General features: G+C 71.6%; 19 protein-coding genes and 2 pseudogenes. 12 read left to right on the top strand and 9 right to left on the bottom strand.

Annotation, left to right across the window (positions count from 1 at the left end; translation table 11 throughout):
• The 4 genes and pseudogenes from IF54_RS39940 to IF54_RS0134060 form a co-directional block, all read left to right on the top strand.
• Positions 1-1,078, top strand: a pseudogene (locus IF54_RS39940) (alpha-glucosidase C-terminal domain-containing protein); the annotation flags it as partial.
• Positions 1,079-1,104: 26 nt separating this feature from the next.
• Positions 1,105-2,469: a maltokinase N-terminal cap-like domain-containing protein gene (locus tag IF54_RS0134070; protein WP_030325919.1), complete on the top strand. Its 1,365-nt coding sequence runs from the start codon at positions 1,105-1,107 to the stop codon at positions 2,467-2,469.
• A gap of 3 nt (positions 2,470-2,472) precedes the next feature.
• Entirely contained in the window at positions 2,473-4,674 is a 2,202-nt protein-coding gene (gene glgB / locus IF54_RS0134065) for a 1,4-alpha-glucan branching enzyme (RefSeq protein WP_030325918.1), read from the top strand.
• A gap of 66 nt (positions 4,675-4,740) precedes the next feature.
• The gene (locus IF54_RS0134060) at positions 4,741-5,829 is read left to right on the top strand and encodes a glutamate--cysteine ligase (RefSeq protein WP_030325917.1); all 1,089 of its coding nucleotides are present in this window, start codon (positions 4,741-4,743) and stop codon (positions 5,827-5,829) included.
• Between the two features lie 48 nt (positions 5,830-5,877).
• Here the strand turns inward: IF54_RS0134060 and IF54_RS0134055 are convergent, their stop codons facing one another.
• A complete protein-coding gene (locus IF54_RS0134055; protein WP_030325916.1) occupies positions 5,878-6,111 on the bottom strand; it encodes a DUF6480 family protein in 234 nt (77 codons plus the stop codon).
• Between the two features lie 152 nt (positions 6,112-6,263).
• Between IF54_RS0134055 and IF54_RS0134050 the strand changes: the two genes are divergently transcribed.
• Together IF54_RS0134050 and IF54_RS0134045 are read left to right on the top strand one after the other, a co-directional pair.
• Entirely contained in the window at positions 6,264-8,168 is a 1,905-nt protein-coding gene (locus IF54_RS0134050; RefSeq protein ID WP_030325915.1) for an AMP-dependent synthetase/ligase, read from the top strand.
• Between the two features lie 237 nt (positions 8,169-8,405).
• Positions 8,406-8,753 (top strand): ATP-binding protein, encoded by a 348-nt coding sequence (locus IF54_RS0134045; protein ID WP_078852197.1) that lies wholly within the window; start codon positions 8,406-8,408, stop codon positions 8,751-8,753.
• A gap of 27 nt (positions 8,754-8,780) precedes the next feature.
• Here IF54_RS0134045 and IF54_RS0134040 read toward each other — a convergent pair whose 3' ends face one another.
• On the bottom strand, positions 8,781-9,140 hold the full coding sequence (locus IF54_RS0134040) for a PRC-barrel domain-containing protein (RefSeq protein ID WP_030325913.1): 360 nt from the start codon (positions 9,138-9,140) through the stop codon (positions 8,781-8,783).
• A 268-nt stretch (positions 9,141-9,408) separates the two neighbouring features.
• Here IF54_RS0134040 and IF54_RS0134035 point away from each other — a divergent pair, with 268 nt between their 5' ends.
• From IF54_RS0134035 to IF54_RS0134030, 3 genes and pseudogenes are all read left to right on the top strand, one after another.
• Positions 9,409-10,785, top strand: a complete 1,377-nt coding sequence (locus tag IF54_RS0134035) for an NAD(P)/FAD-dependent oxidoreductase (RefSeq protein WP_030325911.1) — start codon at positions 9,409-9,411, stop codon at positions 10,783-10,785.
• A 69-nt stretch (positions 10,786-10,854) separates the two neighbouring features.
• Positions 10,855-10,935, top strand: a pseudogene (locus tag IF54_RS43700) (DUF4287 domain-containing protein); the annotation flags it as partial.
• Positions 10,936-11,040: 105 nt separating this feature from the next.
• The gene (locus IF54_RS0134030; RefSeq protein ID WP_030325910.1) at positions 11,041-13,272 is read left to right on the top strand and encodes an FUSC family protein; all 2,232 of its coding nucleotides are present in this window, start codon (positions 11,041-11,043) and stop codon (positions 13,270-13,272) included.
• Between the two features lie 34 nt (positions 13,273-13,306).
• Here the strand turns inward: IF54_RS0134030 and IF54_RS0134025 are convergent, their stop codons facing one another.
• The 5 genes from IF54_RS0134025 to IF54_RS0134005 all read right to left on the bottom strand — a co-directional run bounded on the left by IF54_RS0134025 (position 13,307) and on the right by IF54_RS0134005 (position 16,442).
• The gene (locus IF54_RS0134025; RefSeq protein WP_030325908.1) at positions 13,307-13,741 is read right to left on the bottom strand and encodes a hypothetical protein; all 435 of its coding nucleotides are present in this window, start codon (positions 13,739-13,741) and stop codon (positions 13,307-13,309) included.
• Between the two features lie 28 nt (positions 13,742-13,769).
• Positions 13,770-14,609, bottom strand: coding sequence for a DUF1206 domain-containing protein (locus IF54_RS0134020; protein WP_030325906.1), 840 nt, complete (start codon positions 14,607-14,609; stop codon positions 13,770-13,772).
• 86 nt (positions 14,610-14,695) lie between these two features.
• Positions 14,696-14,914, bottom strand: coding sequence for a DUF5133 domain-containing protein (locus tag IF54_RS0134015; RefSeq protein WP_030325904.1), 219 nt, complete (start codon positions 14,912-14,914; stop codon positions 14,696-14,698).
• 22 nt (positions 14,915-14,936) lie between these two features.
• Positions 14,937-15,794 (bottom strand): SigB/SigF/SigG family RNA polymerase sigma factor, encoded by an 858-nt coding sequence (locus IF54_RS0134010; protein ID WP_030325902.1) that lies wholly within the window; start codon positions 15,792-15,794, stop codon positions 14,937-14,939.
• Between the two features lie 204 nt (positions 15,795-15,998).
• Entirely contained in the window at positions 15,999-16,442 is a 444-nt protein-coding gene (locus tag IF54_RS0134005) for an ATP-binding protein (RefSeq protein ID WP_030325900.1), read from the bottom strand.
• 214 nt (positions 16,443-16,656) lie between these two features.
• Here IF54_RS0134005 and IF54_RS0134000 point away from each other — a divergent pair, with 214 nt between their 5' ends.
• From IF54_RS0134000 to IF54_RS0133990, 3 genes are all read left to right on the top strand, one after another.
• Positions 16,657-16,893, top strand: coding sequence for a hypothetical protein (locus IF54_RS0134000; protein ID WP_030325899.1), 237 nt, complete (start codon positions 16,657-16,659; stop codon positions 16,891-16,893).
• Positions 16,894-16,927: 34 nt separating this feature from the next.
• The gene (locus IF54_RS0133995) at positions 16,928-18,406 is read left to right on the top strand and encodes an aminotransferase class I/II-fold pyridoxal phosphate-dependent enzyme (RefSeq protein WP_030325897.1); all 1,479 of its coding nucleotides are present in this window, start codon (positions 16,928-16,930) and stop codon (positions 18,404-18,406) included.
• Between the two features lie 255 nt (positions 18,407-18,661).
• The gene (locus IF54_RS0133990) at positions 18,662-19,117 is read left to right on the top strand and encodes a cyclic nucleotide-binding domain-containing protein (protein ID WP_030325896.1); all 456 of its coding nucleotides are present in this window, start codon (positions 18,662-18,664) and stop codon (positions 19,115-19,117) included.
• Positions 19,118-19,138: 21 nt separating this feature from the next.
• Here the strand turns inward: IF54_RS0133990 and IF54_RS0133985 are convergent, their stop codons facing one another.
• Both IF54_RS0133985 and IF54_RS0133980 read right to left on the bottom strand, forming a co-directional pair.
• Positions 19,139-20,437: an MFS transporter gene (locus tag IF54_RS0133985; protein WP_030325895.1), complete on the bottom strand. Its 1,299-nt coding sequence runs from the start codon at positions 20,435-20,437 to the stop codon at positions 19,139-19,141.
• A 110-nt stretch (positions 20,438-20,547) separates the two neighbouring features.
• Positions 20,548-21,165 (bottom strand): LysE/ArgO family amino acid transporter, encoded by a 618-nt coding sequence (locus IF54_RS0133980; protein WP_030325893.1) that lies wholly within the window; start codon positions 21,163-21,165, stop codon positions 20,548-20,550.
• Positions 21,166-21,228 lie beyond the last annotated feature (63 nt).

The following is a 21,228-nucleotide window of genomic DNA, read 5'->3' as shown; positions in this document are numbered from 1 at the left end:
GAGAACCCGGCCGTGCAGGAGGAGATGATCTCCGCGCTGCGGTTCTGGCTGGACCTGGGCATCGACGGCTTCCGCCTCGACGCCGTGCCGTACCTGTACGCGGCCGAGGGCACCAACTGTGAGAACCTGCCCGCCAGTCACGCGTTCCTGAAGCGGGTGCGCAGCGAGATCGACGCGATGTATCCGGACCGGGTGCTGCTGGCGGAGGCGAACCAGTGGCCGGAGGACGTCGTCGACTACTTCGGCGACTACGCCAAGGGTGGCGACGAGTGCCACATGGCGTTCCACTTCCCGGTCATGCCCCGCATCTTCATGGCGCCAGTGGGGCATCTTCCTGCGCAACCACGACGAGCTGACCCTGGAGATGGTCACCGACGAGGAACGCGACTACATGTGGGCCGAGTACGCGAAGGACCCACGGATGCGCGCCAACATCGGCATCCGGCGCAGGCTCGCCCCCCTCCTCGACAACGACCGGGACACGATCGAGCTGTTCACCGCCCTGCTGCTGGCGCTGCCGGGCTCGCCGATCCTCTACTACGGCGACGAGATCGGCATGGGCGACAACATCTGGCTCGGCGACCGCGACGCCGTCCGCACCCCCATGCAGTGGACCCCCGATCGCAACGCGGGCTTCTCCACGGCCGATCCGGGTCGGCTCAACCTGCCGATCATCATGGACCCGGTCTACGGGCACCAGGTCACCAACGTCGAGGCGTCGATGGCCTCGCCGTCGTCCCTGCTGCACTGGACCCGCCGGATGATCGAGATCCGCAAGCAGAACCCGGCGTTCGGTCTCGGCACCTTCACCGAGCTCCAGTCCTCCAATCCCGCCGTGCTGGCCTTTCTGCGGGAGTACGAGGACGACCTGGTCCTGTGCGTCAACAACTTCTCCCGGTTCGCCCAGCCCACCGAGCTGGACCTCCGTGAGTTCGCCGGCCGGCACCCCGTCGAGCTGTTCGGCGGGGTGCGGTTCCCGGCCATCGGAGAACTGCCGTACCTGCTGACCCTCGGCGGGCACGGCTTCTACTGGTTCCGGCTCTCCCGAGTCGCATCCCGCATCGGCCGACGCTCTTGAGCGTGCCGACGAAAGGACGCGTCACCATGCCGAAGACCGCACCCCTCAGCCCGAGACCCGCGCCGGCGAGCGACCTCATGGCCTCGCTGGGCGGGCTGCTGCGCGAGTGGCTGCCGCGCCAGCGCTGGTTCGCCGGCAAGGACCGGCCCGTGAGCGAACTCGGTCTGCTGTCGATGACCGAGCTGTTCCCGGGCTGTCTGCATCTGCTGGTCCACGCCAGTCACGGCGGGGTGCCCGCACCGGGCGGCGGCACCCCGGCCGGTGACTGCTACCAGCTGCTGCTGGGCGTGCGCAAGCACCTGACGCCGCGACTCGGCCGGGCCCTGATCGGCCGCGCGGAGCAGGGCCCCCTGGCCGGGCTCACGGTCTACGACGCCCTGCACGACCCGCGCTCGGCCCAGCTGCTCCTCGAACGGCTGCGGCAGCCCGGCGCGGCGGGACCCCTGCGTTTCGAGCGCGCGCCCTCGGTGCCGGTGCCCGCCGGTCTGCCCCCGCGGCTGCTGGAGGCGGAGCAGTCCAACTCCTCGCTGGTGTACGGGGACGAGTTCATCCTGAAGGTGTTCCGCCGGATCCAGCCCGGGGTCAACCCGGACCTGGAGGTGCCGGTCGCGCTGGCCGGGCAGGGCTGCCGCCGGGTGCCGGCGCCCGTGGCCTGGTTCCGGACCACACATCCGCAGGAGGCGACGCTCGGCGTGCTCCAGCCGTATCTGCGGGACGCCTCCGACGGCTGGACGCTGGCCCTGCACGCGCTGGCCTCCGGCGACGACTTCACCGTGCAGGCGCACGAGCTGGGGCGCGCCATGGCCGAGGTGCATCTCGCGCTGGCCGCCGCGTTCCCCGGTGACGGGGCCCACGGCGACAACGGCTCCACGGCGGCGGCGATGGCCGAACGTCTGGACTCGGCCGCGCACAGCGTGCCCGCGCTGCGGCCGTTCGTGCCGGGCCTGCGGAGCGCGTTCGGCGCGCTCGCCACCTGCGACGCCGGGCCGCCCGCCCAGCGGGTGCACGGCGACCTGCATCTGGGGCAGGTGCTGCGGGCGGGCCGCGAGTGGTTCGTGATCGACTTCGAGGGCGAACCGTCCCGGCCGCTCGCCGAGCGCTGCACCGCCCAGTCGCCCGTGCGGGACATCGCGGGCATGCTGCGCTCCTTCGACTACGCCGCCCGCCAGCGCCGCCCCTGGCGCCCGGAGTGGGCGCGCCGCTGCCGGGAGGCCTTCTGCGGGGGCTACGCCGCCCTCGCCGGGTGGGACCCCCGCAAGAAACACGGCCTGCTGCGGGCCTACGAGACCGACCGGGCCGTCTACGAGGTCCTGTACGAAGCGCGACACCGACCGGACTGGCTGCCCGTGCCGATGGCGGCGATCGAGCGCCTTGCCGTGAGAGGAGACTGAGCCGTGGCCCTGCGTGACACTTCACTGCCCGAGCCGTCCGGACCGGCCAGGTGCCTGCCGGCACCGCCGCTCGACGGCAGCGACCGGTCCCGTCTGCTGGCCGGCGCCCACCACGACCCGCACGCGCTGCTCGGCGCCCACCCGGTCGCCGGCGGCATCGTGTTCCGGGCGCTGCGCCCGTTCGCCCGCGCGGTGAGCGTCGTGATCGACGGCGAGCGCAGCGGACTGGCCTCGGAGGGCGACGGCCTCTTCTCCGGTCTGTTCCCCCTCGACGCGATCCCCGACTACACCCTGCTGGTGGCGTACGCGGACGCGGAGCAGGAGGTGCACGACCCGTACCGCTTCCTGCCCGCGCTCGGTGAGACCGACCTCCACCTGATCCGCGAGGGACGCCATGAGCAGTTGTGGAAGGCGCTCGGCGCCGAGCCGATGACCCACCAGGGCGTCACCGGCACCCGCTTCGCCGTCTGGGCGCCGAACGCCCAAGGGGTCCGGGTCGCCGGGGAGTTCACCCACTGGGACGGACAGGCGTTCCCGATGCGCTCGCTCGGCGCGTCCGGGGTGTGGGAGCTGTTCCTGCCGGGGATCGGCGAGGGCGCCCGCTACAAGTTCGAGATCACCTCCCGGCACGGCGACCGGTTCCTGAAGGCCGACCCGATGGCGCGGGCCACCGAGGTGCCGCCCGCGACCGCGTCCGTGGTGGCCTCCTCGCACTACGCGTGGAGCGACCAGGAGTGGATGGCCCAGCGGGGCGCGACCCCGGTGCACGAGGCTCCGTTCTCGGTGTACGAGGTCCATCTGCCGTCCTGGCGCAAGGGATTGACGTACCGTCAACTCGCTGAGGAGCTGCCCGCTTATGTGAAGGAGCTGGGCTTCACCCACGTCGAGCTGATGCCGGTCGCCGAGCACCCCTTCGGTCCTTCCTGGGGTTACCAGGTCACCGGCTTCTACGCGCCGACCTCCCGGCTGGGCTCCCCCGACGACTTCAGGTTCCTCGTCGACGCCCTGCACCGGGCCGGCATCGGCGTGATCATGGACTGGGTGCCGGCCCATTTCCCCAAGGACGACTGGGCGTTGGCCCGGTTCGACGGGGATCCGCTGTACGAGCCCGGGGACTGGCGGCGGGCGGAGCACCCGGACTGGGGGACGTACGAGTTCGACTTCGGGCGCGTGGAGGTGCGCAACTTCCTCGTCGCCAACGCCGTGTACTGGTGCGAGGAGTTCCACATCGACGGCCTGAGGGTCGACGCGGTCGCCTCCATGCTCTACCTCGACTACTCGCGGGACTCCGGCCAGTGGAGCCCCAACGTGTTCGGGGGCCGGGAGGATCTCGACGCGGTCGCCTTCCTCCAGGAGATGAACGCGACCGTGTACCGGCGGGCCCCCGGCGTCGTCACGATCGCCGAGGAGTCCACGGCCTGGGACGGCGTGACCCGGCCCACGGACAGCGGCGGACTGGGTTTCGGCCTGAAGTGGAACATGGGCTGGATGCACGACTCCCTCGGCTACATCAGCCACGAGCCGGTGCACCGCAAGTACCACCACAACGAGATGACGTTCTCGATGGTCTACGCGTACAGCGAGAACTACGTTCTGCCGATCTCCCACGACGAGGTCGTGCACGGCAAGCAGGCCCTGGTGTCCAAGATGCCGGGCGACTGGTGGCAGCGGCGGGCCGACCACCGCGCCTACCTGGGCTTCATGTGGGCCCATCCCGGCAAGCAACTCCTCTTCATGGGGCAGGAGTTCGCCCAGGGCGCGGAGTGGTCGCAGGAGCACGGCCCGGACTGGTGGCTGCTGGACCCGGCGTACGGCGCCGAGCCGGACCACCGGGGCGTGCGGGATCTCGTGCGCGACCTCAACGCCGTCTACCGGGAGACGCCCGCGCTGTGGCAGCGCGACACCGACCCCGGCGGTTTCCGGTGGGTGGTCGGGGACGCGGCCGAGGACAACGTGTTCGCCTTCCTGCGGTTCGACGCGCAGGGCACCCCGCTGCTCGCGGTCTCCCACTTCTCCCCCGCATTGCGCGAGGACTACCGGCTCGCCGTCCCCGAGGGCTTCCCCCTGTGGCGGGAGGCGCTCAACACCGACTCCGTGCGGTACGGCGGCGGCGACATCACCTGTCCCGACCCGGTCAAGGCGGAGGACGGGGCGCTGCGGCTCACCCTGCCGCCCCTGGCGACGGTGTGGCTGACGCCGGTGTGATCACCCGTCCTGTGGGCAGTCGGGGCGTACGAAAAACACCGGCGTCTCGGCAGAAGGGCGGCTCACGTGCGCACCGTCGGAGTGGAGGAGGAACTCCTCCTGGTCGACCCGGAGAGCGGTGAACCGCAGGCACTGTCCTCCGCGGTCCTCGCCCGGGCCGCGCAGGACGAAGCGGACCAGGTCGTGTTCGAGAAGGAACTGCACAACCAGATGCTGGAGTTCGCCACCCATCCGCAGTCGGGGATGGACGCGCTCCACGCGGAGATCGTGCGCTGTCGCAAGGAGGCCGGCCGGCTCGCCGGCGAGAGCGGCTGCGCGGTGGCCTCGCTCGCCACCTCTCCGCTGCCGGTCAGCCCGTCCGTCGCCGTCGGGCGCCGCTACGACTGGATGGCGGAGCAGTACGGGATCGCCACCCGGGAACAGCTCGTCATGGGCTGTCACGTCCATGTGTCCGTCGAGTCCGACGACGAGGCCGTCGCCGTGGTGGACCGGATCCAGCCCTGGCTGAGCGTGCTGGCCGCGCTCAGCGCCAACTCGCCCTTCTGGCAGGGCAAGGACACCGGGTACAGCAGCTACCGCAGCCGGGTGTGGCAGCGCTGGCCCTCGGCCGGTCCGACCGAGCCCTTCCGCTCGGCGGAGCGCTATCACCGCCGGGTCGCGGACATGGTGGCGACCGGAGTGATCCTCGACGAGGGGATGATCTACTTCGACGCCCGGCTGTCCCGGAACTTCCCGACGGTGGAGATCCGGGTCTCGGACGTCTGTCTCCAGGCGGACACCGCCGTCCTCCTCGCGACGCTCGCCCGCGGCCTGGTGGAGACGGCCGCCCGCGAGTGGCAGGCGGGACGGCAACCGGTGACGCACAGTGTGAGCCTGCTGCGGCTGGCCGCCTGGCGGGCCGCGCGCTCCGGGCTGACCGAGGAGCTGCTGCATCCGGCGACGATGCACCGGATGCCCGCCGAGACGGTGGTGCGGGCCCTGCTGGAGCATGTGGAGGACGCGCTCGCCGACAGCGGCGACCTGGACCGGGCCCGCGAGCACTGCGAGGAACTGCTGCGGCACGGCAACGGCGCCCGGGTGCAGCGCGAGCTATTGGAGCGCACCGGCAGCCTGCGGGACGTGGTCACCGAGTGCGTGCGTCTGACCCAGGCCTAGCCGACTTCCGGACGGCGCAGGCCCTGTGCGCCGCAACGGCCGCGGCCGTCACAGGGCCAGCGTGATCGCGTACACCAGGAAGAACGCGGCGACGAGCACGACCAGGATCAGGATCAGGGCGAGCGGCCCCTTGGCCCAGCCCTTGGTCGGGTTGTGCGTCTCCAGGGGGCCGGCCGCGGGCAGACTGCTCTCCGCGGGCGGGGTCTCCCCCGGGGGCACGCCGCCGCCCGGCTCCAGTCCGGTGGTGCGCTCGGGTTCGGGATCGGGATTCGTGTGGCTCATGGGGTCCGAGTCCCCCGATCTCGACGAGATCACAGGTGACCGGCTACTTCCGTAATACAGGCACCCCTTGCTGTCTCCTGGGCTACATTCGAGCACCGCGGATGACCGAGCTCGTCGGCGCAGTCACAGCCCGTACACGTCAGGAGCAGCGCATGCGCGACTTCGCCCTCGCTCCCCGGACCCTGTCGCGCTCCAGCGGGGGTCTGGCCGACAGCGTCTTCGAGAGAGCGGAGCTCGACCCCACCCTGCCGGTGCTCGCCCGCCGCCCCGAGGGCTCCCCCGGGGGCTGGCAGGAGGTCACGGCGGTGGAGCTGCGGGACGAGGTCGTGGACCTCGCGAAGGGGCTCGTCGCCTGCGGTATCTCGCCCGGTCACCGGGTGGCGATCATGGCACGCACCCGTTACGAGTGGACGGTTCTCAGCTATGCCCTGTGGACGGTCGGCGCCGAGGTCGTGCCGATCTACCCGACGGCGTCGCGCGACCAGGTCGAGTGGATCCTGCGGGACGCCGGCTGTGTGGCCGTGGTGGTGGAGGACGAGCAGGCGGTCATGACGGTCGGCTCGGTGTGCGCCGCACTGCCCCGGCTGCGGCACGTCTGGCAGCTGGACGCGGCGGCCCTCGACGACCTGGCCGAGCGGGGCGAGGTGATCCCGCTCGCCACGGTCGAGTCGCTGCGCCGCATCGTGCTCCCGGACTCCACGGCGGTGGTCGCCTACACGTCCGGCACCACCGGGCGTCCGATGGGGTGCGCGCTCAGTCACCGCGGTCTCGCGACGCCCTGCGACATCCTGCTGGAGGGCTGGCGGCAGATCACCTCCGCGCCGGGCGAGCAGCCGTCCGTCCTCGCCTTCCTGCCCTTCTCGCACGTGTACGGCCTCATGATCCAGGGCGTGTGCATCCGGGGCGGTTTCCTCATGGCCCACGAGCCCGACCTGAGCGAGGAGGCGCTGGCCGTCTCCCTCCAGTCGTTCCGGCCCACGTACTTCTACGCCGTGCCCTCGGTCTACGAGAGGATCTACAAGAACTTCCTGCGCGCCTCCCAGCAGTCGGGCCGCGGTGCCCTGTTCGAACGGGCCGCCGAGACCGCCCGCGACTTCGCCCTGGCCTGCGAGCGGCAGCGGCTGGGCGGGGGACCGGGCCCCGGGTTCGACCTGCGGCTCCAGCACGCCCTGTACGAGCGGACGGTGTACCGCAGACTGCGGGCGGCGCTGGGCGGCCGGGCCCGCCGGGGCACCTCGGGCGGCTCGACCCTCAACCGCGAGCTCTCCCTGTTCTACGAGGGCATCGGTCTCTACGTCCACGACGGCTACGGCCTCACCGAGACCTGCGGCGGGATCACCATGCAGCCGCTGGGCCGGGAGAAGTCCGGGACCGTCGGCAAGCCGCTGCCCGGGGTGGACCTCAGGGTGGCGGAGGACGGGGAGATCCTGGTGCGGGGTCCGTCGGTGTTCCAGGGGTACGTCAACGACGAGGCCGCCACCCGGGCCGCGCTGTACGGCGGCTGGCTGGCCACCGGGGACCTGGGGCGGCTGGACGCCGACGGCTATCTGACGATCACCGGCCGCAAGAAGGACATCCTTGTCACCACCAGCGGCAAGAGCGTGGCTCCGGCCGCCCTGGAGCACCGGCTGCGGATGCATCCGCTGATCCACCAGGCGGTGGTCGTCGGTGACAACCGGCCCTGCGTCGGCGCGCTGCTCACCGTGGACCCGGAGTTCCTCGCGCACTGGCGTGGCGTGCTGCTCGCCCAGCAGGACCCCGCGGTCCGGGAGGCCCGGGAGGAGAACCTGCTGCGGGAGGAGATCGCCCGGGCCGTGGCCGCCGCCAACAGCACGGTCTCGCGCTCGGAGTCGATCAGGGTCTTCCGGGTGCTGTCGGAACCGTTCGACCTGGCCAACGGGCTGCTGACGCCGTCGATGAAGCTGCGCAGGGACGAGATCGTGCACCGGTACGCCGCCGAGATCGACGCGATGTACCAGGCCCGCTCGGCCGGCGCCCGGCGCAATGCGGCGGAGGAGTTGCTGAGCTGGGACGACTCCGACGACGTGTTCCGCTGACCGGGGCGCACACCGAGCGCGTTCGGGGAGGTCACACCTGGCGCGTTCGGGGAGGTCGGAACGATTGGGCGGCGCGCCGTCGGGAACACGGATCAGTGGCAGCATGACCGTTGTCCGTCAGTCCCGCTGACGCCGGGCCGCGCGAGCGGTACGGCGCCCGATCCGCGTGGGGAGAGGATCCTGACTTCCGAGGCGATTCCGAGTCGCACCACCCGTTTCGCGGGCGAACCGCACTGTGTGACGGGTGCGCGGCTCGCTGCCGAGGAATTCCTCAGCAACCTCGGCGAGAACCAGCCGCCCGCCAGTCCGGAGCACTGGGACGACATCCTGCTGGTCGTCACCGAACTGGCCGCCAACGCCGTCCAGTACGCGCCCGGGCCGTTCGCGCTGCGGCTGCGACGGACGTTCGACGGTGTGCACGTGACCCTGCGGGACACCAACCCGACGCCGCCCGCCCCCCGCTCCTTCAATCCCCGCACGGGCGGCGGCGGCATCGGCTGGCATCTCATCCACGCGCTGTGCGACCAGGTCAGCGTGGTGCCGGACGATCGCGGCAAGGACGTGCACGTCTTCCTGCCGTGGTGACTGCCGCGGTGAGGTGTCCGACGGCGGTCAGGCGGTGGCCGTGAGGCCCAGGTAGTAGGCGCCGACCTCGGACAGGTAGGCGCGGTCGCGGGTCTCGCTGTCGGTGCGGAAGCGCGGGGCCGCCTTCACCTCCGACCTGGTGCAGGCCACCGTGATCCGGCGGCCCTCGAGGTCGACGCGGGTCACGACGCCGACCGGGACCAGGACACTGCGGCCGAAGATCCACACGCCGGTGTCCACGACGAGGTGGGCCAGTCCCTCGGGGGCGTCCTGCCGGTCCACGAGCCCGATCGTGCCGTCGCTCGCCTCCACGCTGAAGCCCGTCAGGTCCTGTCCCTCGACGAGTCCGCTGTCCGGCGTGTACGACCAGATTCTGTCGGTGGTCACACTGCTCCTTTCCTCCCGCACGCTGCACGGGTCCCGGCGGTCCGCCGCGCACGGGCCCACTGCACCAAATACCCGTATGCCGCACGCGCATTCGGGACCCGGCGGCCTCGCAAGCGGTTTCCCGGCCTCCGCTCCGCGCACCTCCTTCACCTTTCTCCCGGTGCGTTTTGAGGTCAGGACGGGCATGGTGGTCCTCGAACGCATTCGTCGCGTCCGCATGGGCAGACGAAGGGCGTTCGAGGCAGACCGCCTGGAGCCGCAGAAAGGGATGAACACCGTGACACGACCCAGGATCCTGGTGGTCGGCGCCGGCTTCGCCGGTGTCGAGTGCGTGCGCCGGCTGGAACGCAAGCTCTCGCCGGACGAGGCAGACGTCACCCTGGTGACGCCGTTCGCCTACCAGCTCTATCTCCCCCTGCTGCCCCAGGTCGCCTCCGGCGTGCTGACGCCGCAGTCGATCGCCGTCTCCCTGCGCCGCAGCAAGAAGTACCGCACCCGTATCATCCCGGGCGGTGCGATCGGCGTGGATCTCAGGTCCAAGGTCTGTGTGATCCGGACCATCACGGACGAGATCGTCAACGAGCCGTACGACTACATCGTGCTGGCGCCCGGCAGCATCACCCGTACCTTCGACATCCCCGGCCTCACCGAGCACGCCTTCGGCATGAAGACGCTGGCCGAGGCCGCCTACATCCGCGACCACGTCATCTCCCAGCTGGACCTGGCCGACGCCAGCCACGACCCCGCCGAGCGCGAGGCACGGCTCCAGTTCGTGGTCGTCGGCGGCGGTTACGCCGGCACCGAGACCGCGGCCTGCCTCCAGAAGCTCACGCACGCGGCGGTCAAGCGCTACCCGCGGATCGACCCCGCGCTGATCAAGTGGCATCTGATCGACATCGCCCCGAAGCTGATGCCGGAGCTGGGCGACAAGCTGGGCCGCAGCGCGCAGGAGATCCTGCGCCGACGCGGGATCGACGTGTCGCTGGGCGTGTCCATCGCGAAGGCGGGTCCGGACGAGGTCACCTTCACCGACGGGCGGGTCGTCCCCACCAGGACCCTGATCTGGACCGCCGGGGTCGTCGCGAGCCCCCTGATCGCCACGCTCGGCGCCGAGACGGTGCGCGGACGCCTCGCCGTGACGGCCGAGATGACCCTGCCGGGCCAGGACGGGGTGTTCGCGCTCGGAGACTCCGCCGCCGTGCCCGACAAGGCCAAGGACGACGACAGCGCGGTGTGCCCGCCCACAGCCCAGCACGCCATGCGGCAGGGCAAGGTGGTCGCCGACAACGTCATCGCGACGCTGCGGGGCCAGGCGCTGAAGCCGTACGTCCACAAGGACCTCGGCCTGGTCGTCGACCTCGGCGGCACGGACGCCGTCTCCAAGCCGCTCGGCATCGAACTCCGCGGCCTGCCCGCCCAGTTCGCGGCGCGCGGCTACCACTGGGCGGCGCTGCGCACCAACGTCGCCAAGGTCCGGGTGGCGACGAACTGGACGCTCAACGCCATCGCGGGCGACGATTTCGTCCGCACCGGCTTCCAGGCCCGCAAGCCCGCCAAGCTGAAGGACTTCGAGTACACCGACGCCTATCTGAACCCGGAACAGCTCCGCGCCCAGGTCGAGGGAGCGAAGCGACTGGACCCGTAGGTATGGCGCACGTCACCCCGGACCGCCGACCGGTTTCCGGCCGGTCGGCGGTCGTAGGAGGGACAGCACAGCGTCCCCCCGAAGTACGGCCGCCCCGTAGCCGAGTGGCAGGAACTGATCCGCTCCTCCCCGCTGACACGGCACATGGACCGTAGGCGCGGCGCACACCCTCGCCGAGGCCGGAGGGAAGTGATCCGCTTCGCCGTGCCATGCTGGAAACGGATCATGACGTGACACGGGAGCGAGTACGGCGGAGTGAACACAGCGAGGCTGCGGGACCGAGTCGCCGCGTCGGATCCGGGGCTGCTGCGGCTGGCGGCCGGTCTGCGCACGGTGGTGGCGATCGCGCTCACGCTGGCAGTCCTGGGTCTGGCGGGCGTGAGCGTCCGGCATCTGGTGGCGGGCGCCATCGCGGCCATGGTCGCGACCTTCGCCATCCGGGAGAAGCAGCGCTCCTCGCAGGCCGTGACCCTCGCCCTGGGCCTGCCGCTGGCGCTGGTCTCCATGTCGCTGGGGGCGCTGCTGAGTTCCCGAGTGGTGGCCGGTGACCTGTTCTTCGTGGCGCTGATCTTCTGTGCCGTCTACGGCCGCCGCTTCGGCGAACGGGGCACCGCCCTCGGCCTGATCGGCTTCCAGGTCTACTTCGTGTCCCTGTTCGTCGGCGCCACGGTCTCCGGCCTGCCCGAGCTGTACGGCGTCCTCTGCGTGGCCTTCCTGTGCAGCGCGGCGGCGCGGTTCCTGCTGGTGCCGGAGACCCCGGCGGGCCTCCTTGAGCGGCTGCGGGAGGCCTTCCGCGCCCGGCTCGCCCAGCTGGTGTCCGCACAGCTCGGGCTCCTCGACGCCGGGCCCGAGGAGATCGACGAGGTGCTGGAGACCGTACGGGAGGGGACCGCGCGGCTGCACGAGACAGCGCTGATGATCCAGGGGCGGCTGGAGGAGGGGACCGCCGACGAGGCCACGGCACGGCTGGTGCAGCGGCGGATCGCGGACGCCGAGATCGCCGCCGAGCGGCTCGGCCTGCTGCTGCTGACGGCCCGCAGCGCCGAGCGGGCGGACACCCTGACCCTGCATCTGCCGGGCGCACCGGCCCCGCGGGCGGGGCGGATGCCGGGCCGGGACGAGGCGATGGCACAGGTGCGGCGGGATCTGGAGGCGCTGCGGCTCCTGGTGCTCCGTCCGGCAGCTGCCCGGTCCGGTACCGCGCTGTCCCAGGTGCGCAACCGGCTGCTGGGCTACCGCGAGGAGGACCGGCTGCCCCCCGCACCGCCCGCCGTCCAGGACGTCTTCCGGGGCATCGGGGAGACCGCGCGAGCGGTCCTCGGCCTCAGGATCGCCCTGGACGGTCCGCAGGACGAGTCGGACGACTCCCCCGAAACGGCCCGTTCGCGCGAGGAGCTGGACGCCGAGGACGCCGTCATCGACGCCGGCAAGGCGGACGGCGCGGCGCCGGAGGAGCTGACGGGGCTCCGGCGGCCCACCACCCGGGCCGCGGTGCAGGTGGCCGTGGGGTCCTCGCTCGCCATCGTGGGCGGTGAGTTCCTGTCCAGCCAGCGCTGGTACTGGGCCGTGCTGACCTGCTGGATCGTCTTCCTCAACACCTCGTCCACCGGGGAGATCCTGGTCAAGGGCTACCGCCGGCTGCTGGGCACGGTCCTCGGCGTGCTCGCCGGGATCGTGCTGGCCGGGTCGGTCGGGCAACACACCTGGACCGCGTTCGCCCTGGTGCTGGTGCTGGTGTTCGCGATGTTCTACACCGCGCCGCTGTCCTACACGCTGATGTCGTTCTTCGTCACCGCCGCCCTGGGCCTGCTCTACACCCTGCTGCACACCTACAGCCTCTCGGTGCTGGTGCTGCGGGTGGAGGAGACCGCGCTCGGCGCGGCCTGCGGGGTGATCGCGGCGGCGTTCGTCCTGCCGGTGCGCACGGACCGCCGTACCAACGACCTGCTCGTCACCGTCCTGGAGCGGCTCGACGAGGTCACCGAGGCCGCCGTGGACCAGCTCAGCGGCGGCACCCCGGTCGAACTGCTCGACCAGGCGCGCGACCTGGACCAGGCGCTGGCGGATCTACGGTCGGCCACCCAGCCGCTCACGCATCCGATCACGCCGCTGCGGGCCCGCCGGGACACGGCCCGCTATGTGGTGGCGCTGCTGGAGACCTGCGCGTACCACGCGCGTTCCCTGGCGGCGACGGCCGAACTGCTGCCCACGCACCCCTCGATCGCGGCGGATCCCCGGCTGCGGCGGGCGGGCCGGCGCATCGGGGACAACATCGCGGCGATCGCAGCGCATGTGCGCGACGACCGCTCCACCGCCGCGGTCGAGACCGGGCCGAGCATCGCCTCGCTGCTGGACACCGAGGTTCCCGGCACCCCGCGGTTCGGCCGGGTCACCGACCGCGTGCTGCGGCACGTGCAGCGGCTGGACGAGACCCTGGTGGGTCTGGCCCGGCCGCTGCACGTGCCGGTTTCGGCGCCTCGGAGGTAACGAACGCCTGGGCGTTCAGAGATCCGTCGGGCGCTCAGAGGTCCGTGGGCAGACCGCTCACCTCGGCGATGCCCCGCAACTCGTCGTCGAGCCGCCTGCGTTCCCGGATGTACTCGGCGATCTCGCCGAGCCGCACCGGGTCGTCGGCGGTGTCCGCGTCGGTGACCACCCGGATCGGTTCGGTCCGCTCGTCGACGTGGAGTTCGATCACCTTGTTGTCCATGCGCCCGGTGACGGCGGTGGCGATGACCAGGGCGGCCTCGTCGCGGATCTCCTGGGGCAGCCCGTCCTGTTGACTGTCCTCGAGGGCGAAGTCCAGGGCGGGCAGCTGTTGTTCGTCGATCGCCCGCAGCACCGGACGGACCACGCTGAGCAGCAGCTCGTAGTCCTCCGAGGGCATGCGGATGCGCAGAAGGTCCAGGTAGACGTCCACGGGCCTACCGTCGGGCGGAAGCTCGGGTTCGCTCATACACCTCGGGTTCCCCACGAGCCGCCGATCAGACCCGCCGCCAGCGGGCCATCGCGAACGAGAACACCCCGAACAGCACCAGACCGGCCGCGACCAGGACCAGCAGCCAGGGTCCCAGCGGGGTGTCGACGAACGAACGGAGCGTGTCGTCGAGGCCCTTCGCCTTGTCCGGCTCGTAGTCGACAGCCGCGCGGACGGCGAACGCGCCGGCCGCGGCGAACACCACGCCGCGCGCCGCTCCACCGCCCACCCCGGTCACGTCGACCAGCTTGCGGACCCGCGGGCTCATCTCGTGGAGCTTGAGCTTGTCGTGGAACGACCGCATCAACGCCCGGCCCGCGATCCACAGGCCCGCCACCGCGACGCCCACGCCCGCGACGCCCACGATCCACTGCCCGCCGGGCCACTCGAGGACCCGGGCGGTGACGTCCTTGGACTGCTTGTCGCTGGAACCGCTGCCGTCGGAACCGGAACCCGCGGCGAAGGACAGGACGGAGTAGGCGACGAAGGCGTAGAAGAGGAAGCGCCCGGCCGACATCAGCCGTTTGCCGGCCTTGCGGCCGTCGGGCCCGGCCGCGCCGAACACCGCCTCGGACAGCCGCCACAGGGCCATCCCGGCGAGCCCGATGCCCAGCGCCCACAGGACGACCGAGCCGAAGGGCTTGTCGGCGAGGGTGGCGAGGGCGCCGCCGCGGTCGGCCTGGCGCTTGCCGTCGCCGAAGGCGATCTGGAGCGCCAAGACGCCGACCAGCAGGTAGATCACACCGCGGGCGGTGAAGCCGACGCGGGCGGCACCCTTCGTCACGGAGCCGCGCGCCGCGCGTCTGGCTCCGGTCCGGCCGGTCTGCGCCATGGAGGCAGTGTTCATGTCCACTCCTGGGTTACGGATGCCCTGGGCGGGCGATCGCATCCTGGGTTACGGATGCCCAGGGCGGGCGATCGCACGTCATACGGTCAGTCGGCGGTTCGGGCGCGGTCGGGGACGGCCCCGAGGAGTTGGTGGGCGGTCTCCAGCGCCGGCTGCACGTCCCGGGTCCCGGTCACCACGCAGAGCGTGTAGGCGAGGTCCCGCGCGCGAGGGCCGGGCTCGGCGGCCGTCCGGGCCTCCGCGGCCCGCAGTGCCTCGTACTCCTCGACGAGCCCGCGCAGGAACGCGGGATCGGGTATCAGCATCTGTCTTCCCCCCCTCGTCCCCTCAGGCCCCGGCCGTGCCGTCGGTGGCCTGCCGCCTCGCCCGGTCGGCCAGCGCCTCGTCGCGTACCCGTGCGCAGCTGCGGCTGATGAGCCGGGAGACGTGCATCTGGGAGATGCCGAGCTGGTCGGCGATGCGGCTCTGGGTCATGTCCTCGAAGAAGCGCATGTAGAGAATGGCGCGCTCGCGCTCGGGCAGCCTGCGCAGGCCTTCCTTCGCGGACTCGCGGTCGACCACCACGTCGTACGACGTGTCGGGGCCGCCCAGGGTGTCCGCGAGGCTGTAGCCGTCGTCGCCGGCCGAGAGCTCGGCGTCCAGGGACAGGGTGCTGAAGCTTTCCAGCGCCTCCAGACCGGTGGTGACCTCTTCCTCGGTGAGGCCGGTGTGGGCGGCGAGGTCGGCGGGGGACGGCTCCGGGGAGCCGGGGTTCTGGGTGAGTTCGCGTCGGGCCAACCGCACCTTGTTGCGCAGTTCCTGCACCCGGCGGGGCACCCGCAGGGCCCACATGCGGTCGCGGAAGTGACGCTTGACCTCGCCGGTGATGGTGGGCACGGCGTAGCTCTCGAAGGCTCCTCGTTCCGGTTCGAACCGGTCGATGGCCTTCACGAGCCCGAGGGCCGCGACCTGGCGCAGGTCCTCGAGGGACTCGCCGCGGTCGCGGAACCGGCCCGCGATGCGGTGGGCCATGGGCAGCCAGGCGGTGACGAGCTCGTCGCGCAGGGCGTCTCGCTCGGGTCCTTCCGCCAGCCCGGCCAGCCGGGCGAACTGGGCCATGGTGTCGGGGGCGTCGTCGTGCCGCCGCCTGTTGGCGGCGGGGCGGTCCTGGGTGGTGGGACGGCTGGTCGACGTGTCGGTGAGCATGCGGATTCGCTCCTGAAGAACGGGTTCAGGGACTGACCGCGGGAGGAGGGCCGCCGGGACCGCCGAAGAGGGGCCCGCAGCAAGCCGTACGGCTCCCGCTGGCGCGCCTCCGGTCCGAAGCACGAAACTGCGTCTGCCCTGCTGCATGCGACGCAAACACCGCTGTCGAAACTCCGTTTCCGGAGCTTTCCCAGCAGTGTCGGATCAGCTCAGGGGCACCATCGCGGTGATGCACTTGCCGCCCGTGGGCAGGTCGGTGACACGGACGTCGTGGGCCAGCCGGCACACGATGGGCCAGCCGCGGCCGCCCGGCCGCCACCGGCCCTGCCGGTCGACGGGTTCCTTGGCGACCGGCAGCGCGGTGCTGCGGTCGCTCACCGAGACACGTACATCCCGCCCCTCGACGCACACGTCGAAGCCGGTGATGCCGCCGCCGTGCAGGATGGCGTTGGTGGTGAGTTCCGAGGTGACGAGCAGGGCGTCCGAGAGGGCCTGCTCGTCGCAGGGCATATGGGTGGCGCGGCACCGCTCGGACACGGCCTGTGCGACGGCGCGGCGTGCCTCGGCCGGCCGGTTGGGGCGCGGCGGTGCTGGTCGGAACGCCACGGAGGATTCGGGGGTGACGTCGGTCCTGTGCTCGTCGCACATGACGTGGCTCCTGATCGGTGATTCGACTGGCTGTCTGGTCTGTGCAGCAGAAGCCGGGCCCGGCCCGGGCCCGCGAACACGGTGACCGCGGTCTGCGGTGCCTGCTCTCCGTGGGCCTCCTGTAATCGGCTGACCTTTGCGCGCCTGGTCAAACCTCCCTGTCTCGGGTGGATGTCCGGGTCATTCGTCGGCTCAGGACGGGTACGCGGTCTGCATGACGGATGTCGTGGACTCAGACGAACTGCTGCGCCGTATCCAGCGAGCCCGGGCCTGTGCGGCCGAGGAGGAGCGGTCGTGGCGGGCCCGCAGCGAGGAGCTCGGGCCCGCCGACACGGGCGCCGCCCGGGACGCAGCCGTACGCACGCTGGCCTACGAGGCCGTGACCCGGGTGCTGGACGAGGTGCTGCGACCGGGCAGCCGGGGGCCGTCGGCGGGGTCCGACGGGGGCTGATTGACGCGGGCCGGGTCCGGGCACCCGGCGGCCCATGACTGTCGACCACACCGAAGCACCGGTTCTCCAAGCCCTGGCCGATTTCCACCGTCAGGGACAGTTGGCGTTCGCTCCGCCGGGCCACAAACAGGCACGTGGGGCCGACCCCGCGGTGCGGGAGGTGCTGGGCGACGCGGTCTTCCTCGGCGATGTCCTGGCCTCGGGCGGTCTGGACGACCGGCTGACCCGCGGGCGGGTGCTGGAGCGTGCCGAGGAGCTGCTGGCCGACGCGGTGCACGCGGAGCACACCTTCTTCACCACCTGTGGGAGTTCCCTGTCGGTGAAGGCGGCGATGCTGGCCGTCGCGGGCCCGCACGAGAAGCTGCTGATCGGACGGGACGCCCACAAGTCGGTGGTGTCGGGGCTGATCCTGTCCGGGATCGAGCCGGTGTGGGTCGATCCGCGGTGGGACGCCGAACGTCATCTCGCCCACCCGCCGTCCGCCGCCGACTTCGAGCGGGCCTTCGAGGCCCACCCGGACGCGAAGGGCGCCCTTGTCGTCAGCCCGACGCCGTACGGCGGCTGCGCGGCGCTGGAGGACATCGCCGAGGTGTGCCACCGCCGTTCGGTGCCGCTGATCGTGGACGAGGCATGGGGGGCGCATCTGCCCTTCCACCCCGATCTGCCGAGCTGGGCCATGGACGCGGGCGCCGACATCTGCGTGACCAGCATCCACAAGATGGGAAGCGGCCTCGAACAGGGTTCCGTGTTCCACCTCCAGGGCGATCTCGTCCCGCCGGACCTGCTGAAGATGCGCGCCGACCTGCTGGGGTCGACCAGCCCGTCGGTGCTGCTGTACGCCGGGATCGACGGCTGGCGGCGGCAGATGGCCCTGCACGGCAAGGAGTTGATGGGCGGGGCGCTGGATCTGGCGGCCCGGGTCCGGGCCGCCATCGAGGAGATCGAGGGGCTGCACGTCAACGACCGGGACGACTTCTGCGGGCCCGGTCTCGCCGACGACTTCGATCCGCTGCCCGGCGTCATCGACGTCACGGGGCTCGGGATCACCGGGTACCAGGCGGCGGACTGGCTGCGCGAGCACCGGAGCATCGATGCCCACCTCACCGACCACCGTCGCATCGGCATGCAGATCACCCATGGCGACGACGAGGAGACCACCGGCCAGCTGCTCGACGCGCTCAGGGATCTCGTCCGGGCGGCACCCGACTTGGGGCCGGCCCCGCGGGTGGCGGTGCCGCCGCCGTCCGAGCTGCGGCTGGAGCAGGTGCGGCTGCCCCGGGACGCGTTCTTCGGGCCGGCTGAGAACGTTCCGGTCGGCGAGGCCGCGGGACGGATCGCGGCGGAGATGGTCACGCCGTATCCCCCGGGGATCCCGGCCGTGCTGCCCGGCGAACTGCTGACCGAGCCGGTGCTGGAGTATCTGCGGACCGGACTGGCCGCGGGCATGAACCTCCCCGATCCGGCCGATGCGACGTTTGAGACGATCAGGGTGGTAAACGCCGGTTCCGAGTGAAACCGGTCACTCACCCCGCACGGGATTGCGCGAAATCACCATGGATGGTTTACGGTTCATCCATACGTGGTGACGGGGTCGATACCCTCCTCCGCACCACCTCTGACTGCCCTGGCTGGCCTCCCCCGTCCAGCCAGGGCTTTTCCATGCCGTGGGCAGATCCTCACCTCCGCCGAGGTGCCCCGGACGGCGGCAGCCGCTGAAATGGGCATAGGCACAACACCGGAATCCCTGGCCGGCGAGGAGCCCCGCGTCATGACCAAAGCGACGAAACTGCTGAACGCACTGCCGCAGCCGCAGCGCCAGAGCCTGATGACGCTCGCCAGGGAGGTCTCCTTCCCGGAGGACCACCACATCTTCGAGGCGGGCGGCACGGCCGACCGCTTCTGGGTCATCCGCTCCGGGGCGGTGTCGCTGACCCAACAGGTGACACCCCAGCACCGGGTCACCGTCGCCGCACTCGGCTCCGGCGACCTGCTCGGCTGGTCCTGGCTGTTCCCGCCGTACCTGTGGGATTTCGGCGCGGAGGCCTTCAGCCCGGTGCGGGCCTACGAGTTCGACGCGTCCGCCGTGCTGCGGCTGTGCGAGGAGGATCCCCAGCTCGGGATGATCCTGGTGCGCAGCGTGGCGGAGATCCTGGCCCACCGTTTGGAGACCACACGGGGCAAGCTGATGGAGCAGTACGGCTCGCGCCGCAGAAGCGCGCTGTAGGCGCGGGACGCTCTGCGGGACTCAGATCCGGTAGCGGCGCAGTGCAGGGAACGCGAAAGCGAGGCCCAGCATCACGGCGACGACCAGGAGGCCGCCGCCGGCCACCGCGGCATGCGGCCCGAAGACCGATCCCGCGGTGCCGTGCAGGACGTCGGCCAGGCGCGGGCCGCCCGCGACCACGACGGTGAAGACGCCTTGCATGCGGCCGCGCATCTCGTCGGTGGCGGCGGAGAGCAGGATGGCCCCGCGGAAGACCATCGAGACCATGTCGGCGACCCCGGCCGCCGCGAGGAAGACCACGGCCAGCCACAGACTGCGGCTCAGCCCGAACCCGGTGACGGCCGCACCCCAGGCGACGACCGCGCCGATGACCATCCAGCCGTGCCGCCGGGCCCGGGAGAACGTGCCCGAGAACAAACCGCCCACCACTGCGCCGATCGGAATGGCGGCGAACAGCAGGCCCAGCGCGAACCCTTCACCGTAGGGGGCGTATTTCTCGGAGGCGAGCTGCGGGAACAGCGCCCGGGGCATGCCGAAGACCATGGCGACGATGTCGGCGAGGAAGGACAGCAGCAGCACCTTGTGCGCGGAGATGTACCGGAAGCCCTCGGCGATCTCGCGCACGCCCGCCCGGCGGGCCAGAGCCGTCGCCAGGGGCGGCAGGGAGGGCAGCCGGTACACGGCCCAGACCGTCACGCACAGCGCGAGCGCGTCGAGCAGGTACAGCTCCGGCAGACCGATGACCGGGATCAGGACACCCGCGAGCAGCGGCCCCATGACCTGGCCGGTCTGCATGACGGTGGAGCCGAGGGCGTTGGCGGCGGGCAGCTGGTCCTCGGGCACCAGACGGGCGATGGAGGCGTTGCGGGCCGGGGAGTTGAGGCCCCAGAAGGCCTGCTGCACCGCCAGCAGACCCATCAGGGCGGCCACCGAGTCGAGCCCGGTCACGGCCTGGAGCCAGAACAGGACCGAGGTGACGGCGATGCCGCTGTTGGTGATCAGGAGCAGCTTGCGGCGGTCCATGGCGTCCGCGACCGCGCCGCCCCACAGCGCGAACACGATCAGCGGCAGCAGCCCGGCCATGCTCGCGGCGCCGACCCAGGCCGAGGAACCGGTGATGTCATAGATCTGCTTGGGCACCGCGACGGCGGTGAGCTGGCTGCCGACAGCCGTGACGATCGTCGAGCTCCACAGGCGGCGATAGGCCGGGATGCGCAGCGGGCGGGTGTCCATGGCCCAGCGGCGCCAGCCGCGCCGGGGCGGCGGTGCGGTGTCCGCGAGGGAGGCCTGGGGTTCGGTGCTGCTCTCGCCGGTGTCCACGCGTGTCCTGGTTGCTCGTTACATCTATCGGGTCCGGGGATCACTATCGCAGCATCGCCCAGGAGTTCGAAGCGCGATGTCTCAGCTCGTGGGACACCAGGGCGTGGACTTCACGCTCCGGCCACGAGCGTGGCGCCGAGGGCGATCATCGTCGCGGCGACCAGCCCGTCCAGGAACCGCCAGGCGGCCGGCCTGGCGAGGAAGCGGCTGAGCAGGCGGGCCCCGAACCCGAGCGCGGCGAACCAGCACAGGCTGGCGAGCATCGCGCCGAGCCCGAAGGTCCAGCGCAGCGGGCCCCGGTCGGCGGCGACGGAGCCGAGCAGGAACACCGTGTCGAGGTAGACGTGCGGGTTGAGCCAGGTCATCGCCAGACATGTCAGCACCGCGCGGCGGCGGGAGCCCGCCGCAGCGCCCTCCGTCGGCAGCCCCGACTCCCCCGGCCGCAGGACCCGGCGGGCGGCGAGGGCGCCGTAGCAGAGCAGGAATCCCCCGCCGATCCAGCCCACCAGGGTCAGCGCGCCCGGCCAGGCGACCACCACGGCACCGACCCCGCCGACGCCCAGGGCGATGAGCACGGCGTCGGACAGGGCGCAGATCCCGACGACGGCGAGGACCGCGTCGCGGCGGATGCCCTGGCGCAGGACGAAGGCGTTCTGGGCACCGATGGCAACGATGAGCGAGAGGCCGGTGCCGAACCCGGCGGCAGCGGCGGACAGAGAGGCTGGCATGGCTTCGACGGTACGGAGACGATCACCGTACGTACAGCTAAAGATTCTTACGTATCATTAGCT

The sequence above is a fragment of the Streptomyces sp. NRRL B-3229 genome (assembly GCF_000719505.1).
GTDB classification, from domain to species: Bacteria; Actinomycetota; Actinomycetes; order Streptomycetales; family Streptomycetaceae; genus Streptomyces; species Streptomyces griseorubiginosus.
The sequence above is the reverse complement of the archived record's forward strand: the minus strand, read 5'-3'. Positions and strand labels throughout refer to the sequence as shown.

Excerpts from the sequence above, each read along its gene's own strand:
- IF54_RS0134070 (WP_030325919.1), top strand. The coding sequence starts at position 1,105 with ATGCCGAAGACCGCACCCCTCAGCCCGAGACCCGCGCCGGCGAGCGAC.
- IF54_RS0134055 (WP_030325916.1), bottom strand. The coding sequence starts at position 6,111 with ATGAGCCACACGAATCCCGATCCCGAACCCGAGCGCACCACCGGACTG.
- IF54_RS0134050 (WP_030325915.1), top strand. The coding sequence starts at position 6,264 with ATGCGCGACTTCGCCCTCGCTCCCCGGACCCTGTCGCGCTCCAGCGGG.
- IF54_RS0134035 (WP_030325911.1), top strand. The coding sequence starts at position 9,409 with ATGAACACCGTGACACGACCCAGGATCCTGGTGGTCGGCGCCGGCTTC.
- IF54_RS0134025 (WP_030325908.1), bottom strand. The coding sequence starts at position 13,741 with ATGAGCGAACCCGAGCTTCCGCCCGACGGTAGGCCCGTGGACGTCTAC.
- IF54_RS0134020 (WP_030325906.1), bottom strand. The coding sequence starts at position 14,609 with ATGAACACTGCCTCCATGGCGCAGACCGGCCGGACCGGAGCCAGACGC.
- IF54_RS0134015 (WP_030325904.1), bottom strand. The coding sequence starts at position 14,914 with ATGCTGATACCCGATCCCGCGTTCCTGCGCGGGCTCGTCGAGGAGTAC.
- IF54_RS0134010 (WP_030325902.1), bottom strand. The coding sequence starts at position 15,794 with ATGCTCACCGACACGTCGACCAGCCGTCCCACCACCCAGGACCGCCCC.
- IF54_RS0134005 (WP_030325900.1), bottom strand. The coding sequence starts at position 16,442 with ATGTGCGACGAGCACAGGACCGACGTCACCCCCGAATCCTCCGTGGCG.
- IF54_RS0134000 (WP_030325899.1), top strand. The coding sequence starts at position 16,657 with ATGACGGATGTCGTGGACTCAGACGAACTGCTGCGCCGTATCCAGCGA.
- IF54_RS0133995 (WP_030325897.1), top strand. The coding sequence starts at position 16,928 with ATGACTGTCGACCACACCGAAGCACCGGTTCTCCAAGCCCTGGCCGAT.
- IF54_RS0133990 (WP_030325896.1), top strand. The coding sequence starts at position 18,662 with ATGACCAAAGCGACGAAACTGCTGAACGCACTGCCGCAGCCGCAGCGC.
- IF54_RS0133980 (WP_030325893.1), bottom strand. The coding sequence starts at position 21,165 with ATGCCAGCCTCTCTGTCCGCCGCTGCCGCCGGGTTCGGCACCGGCCTC.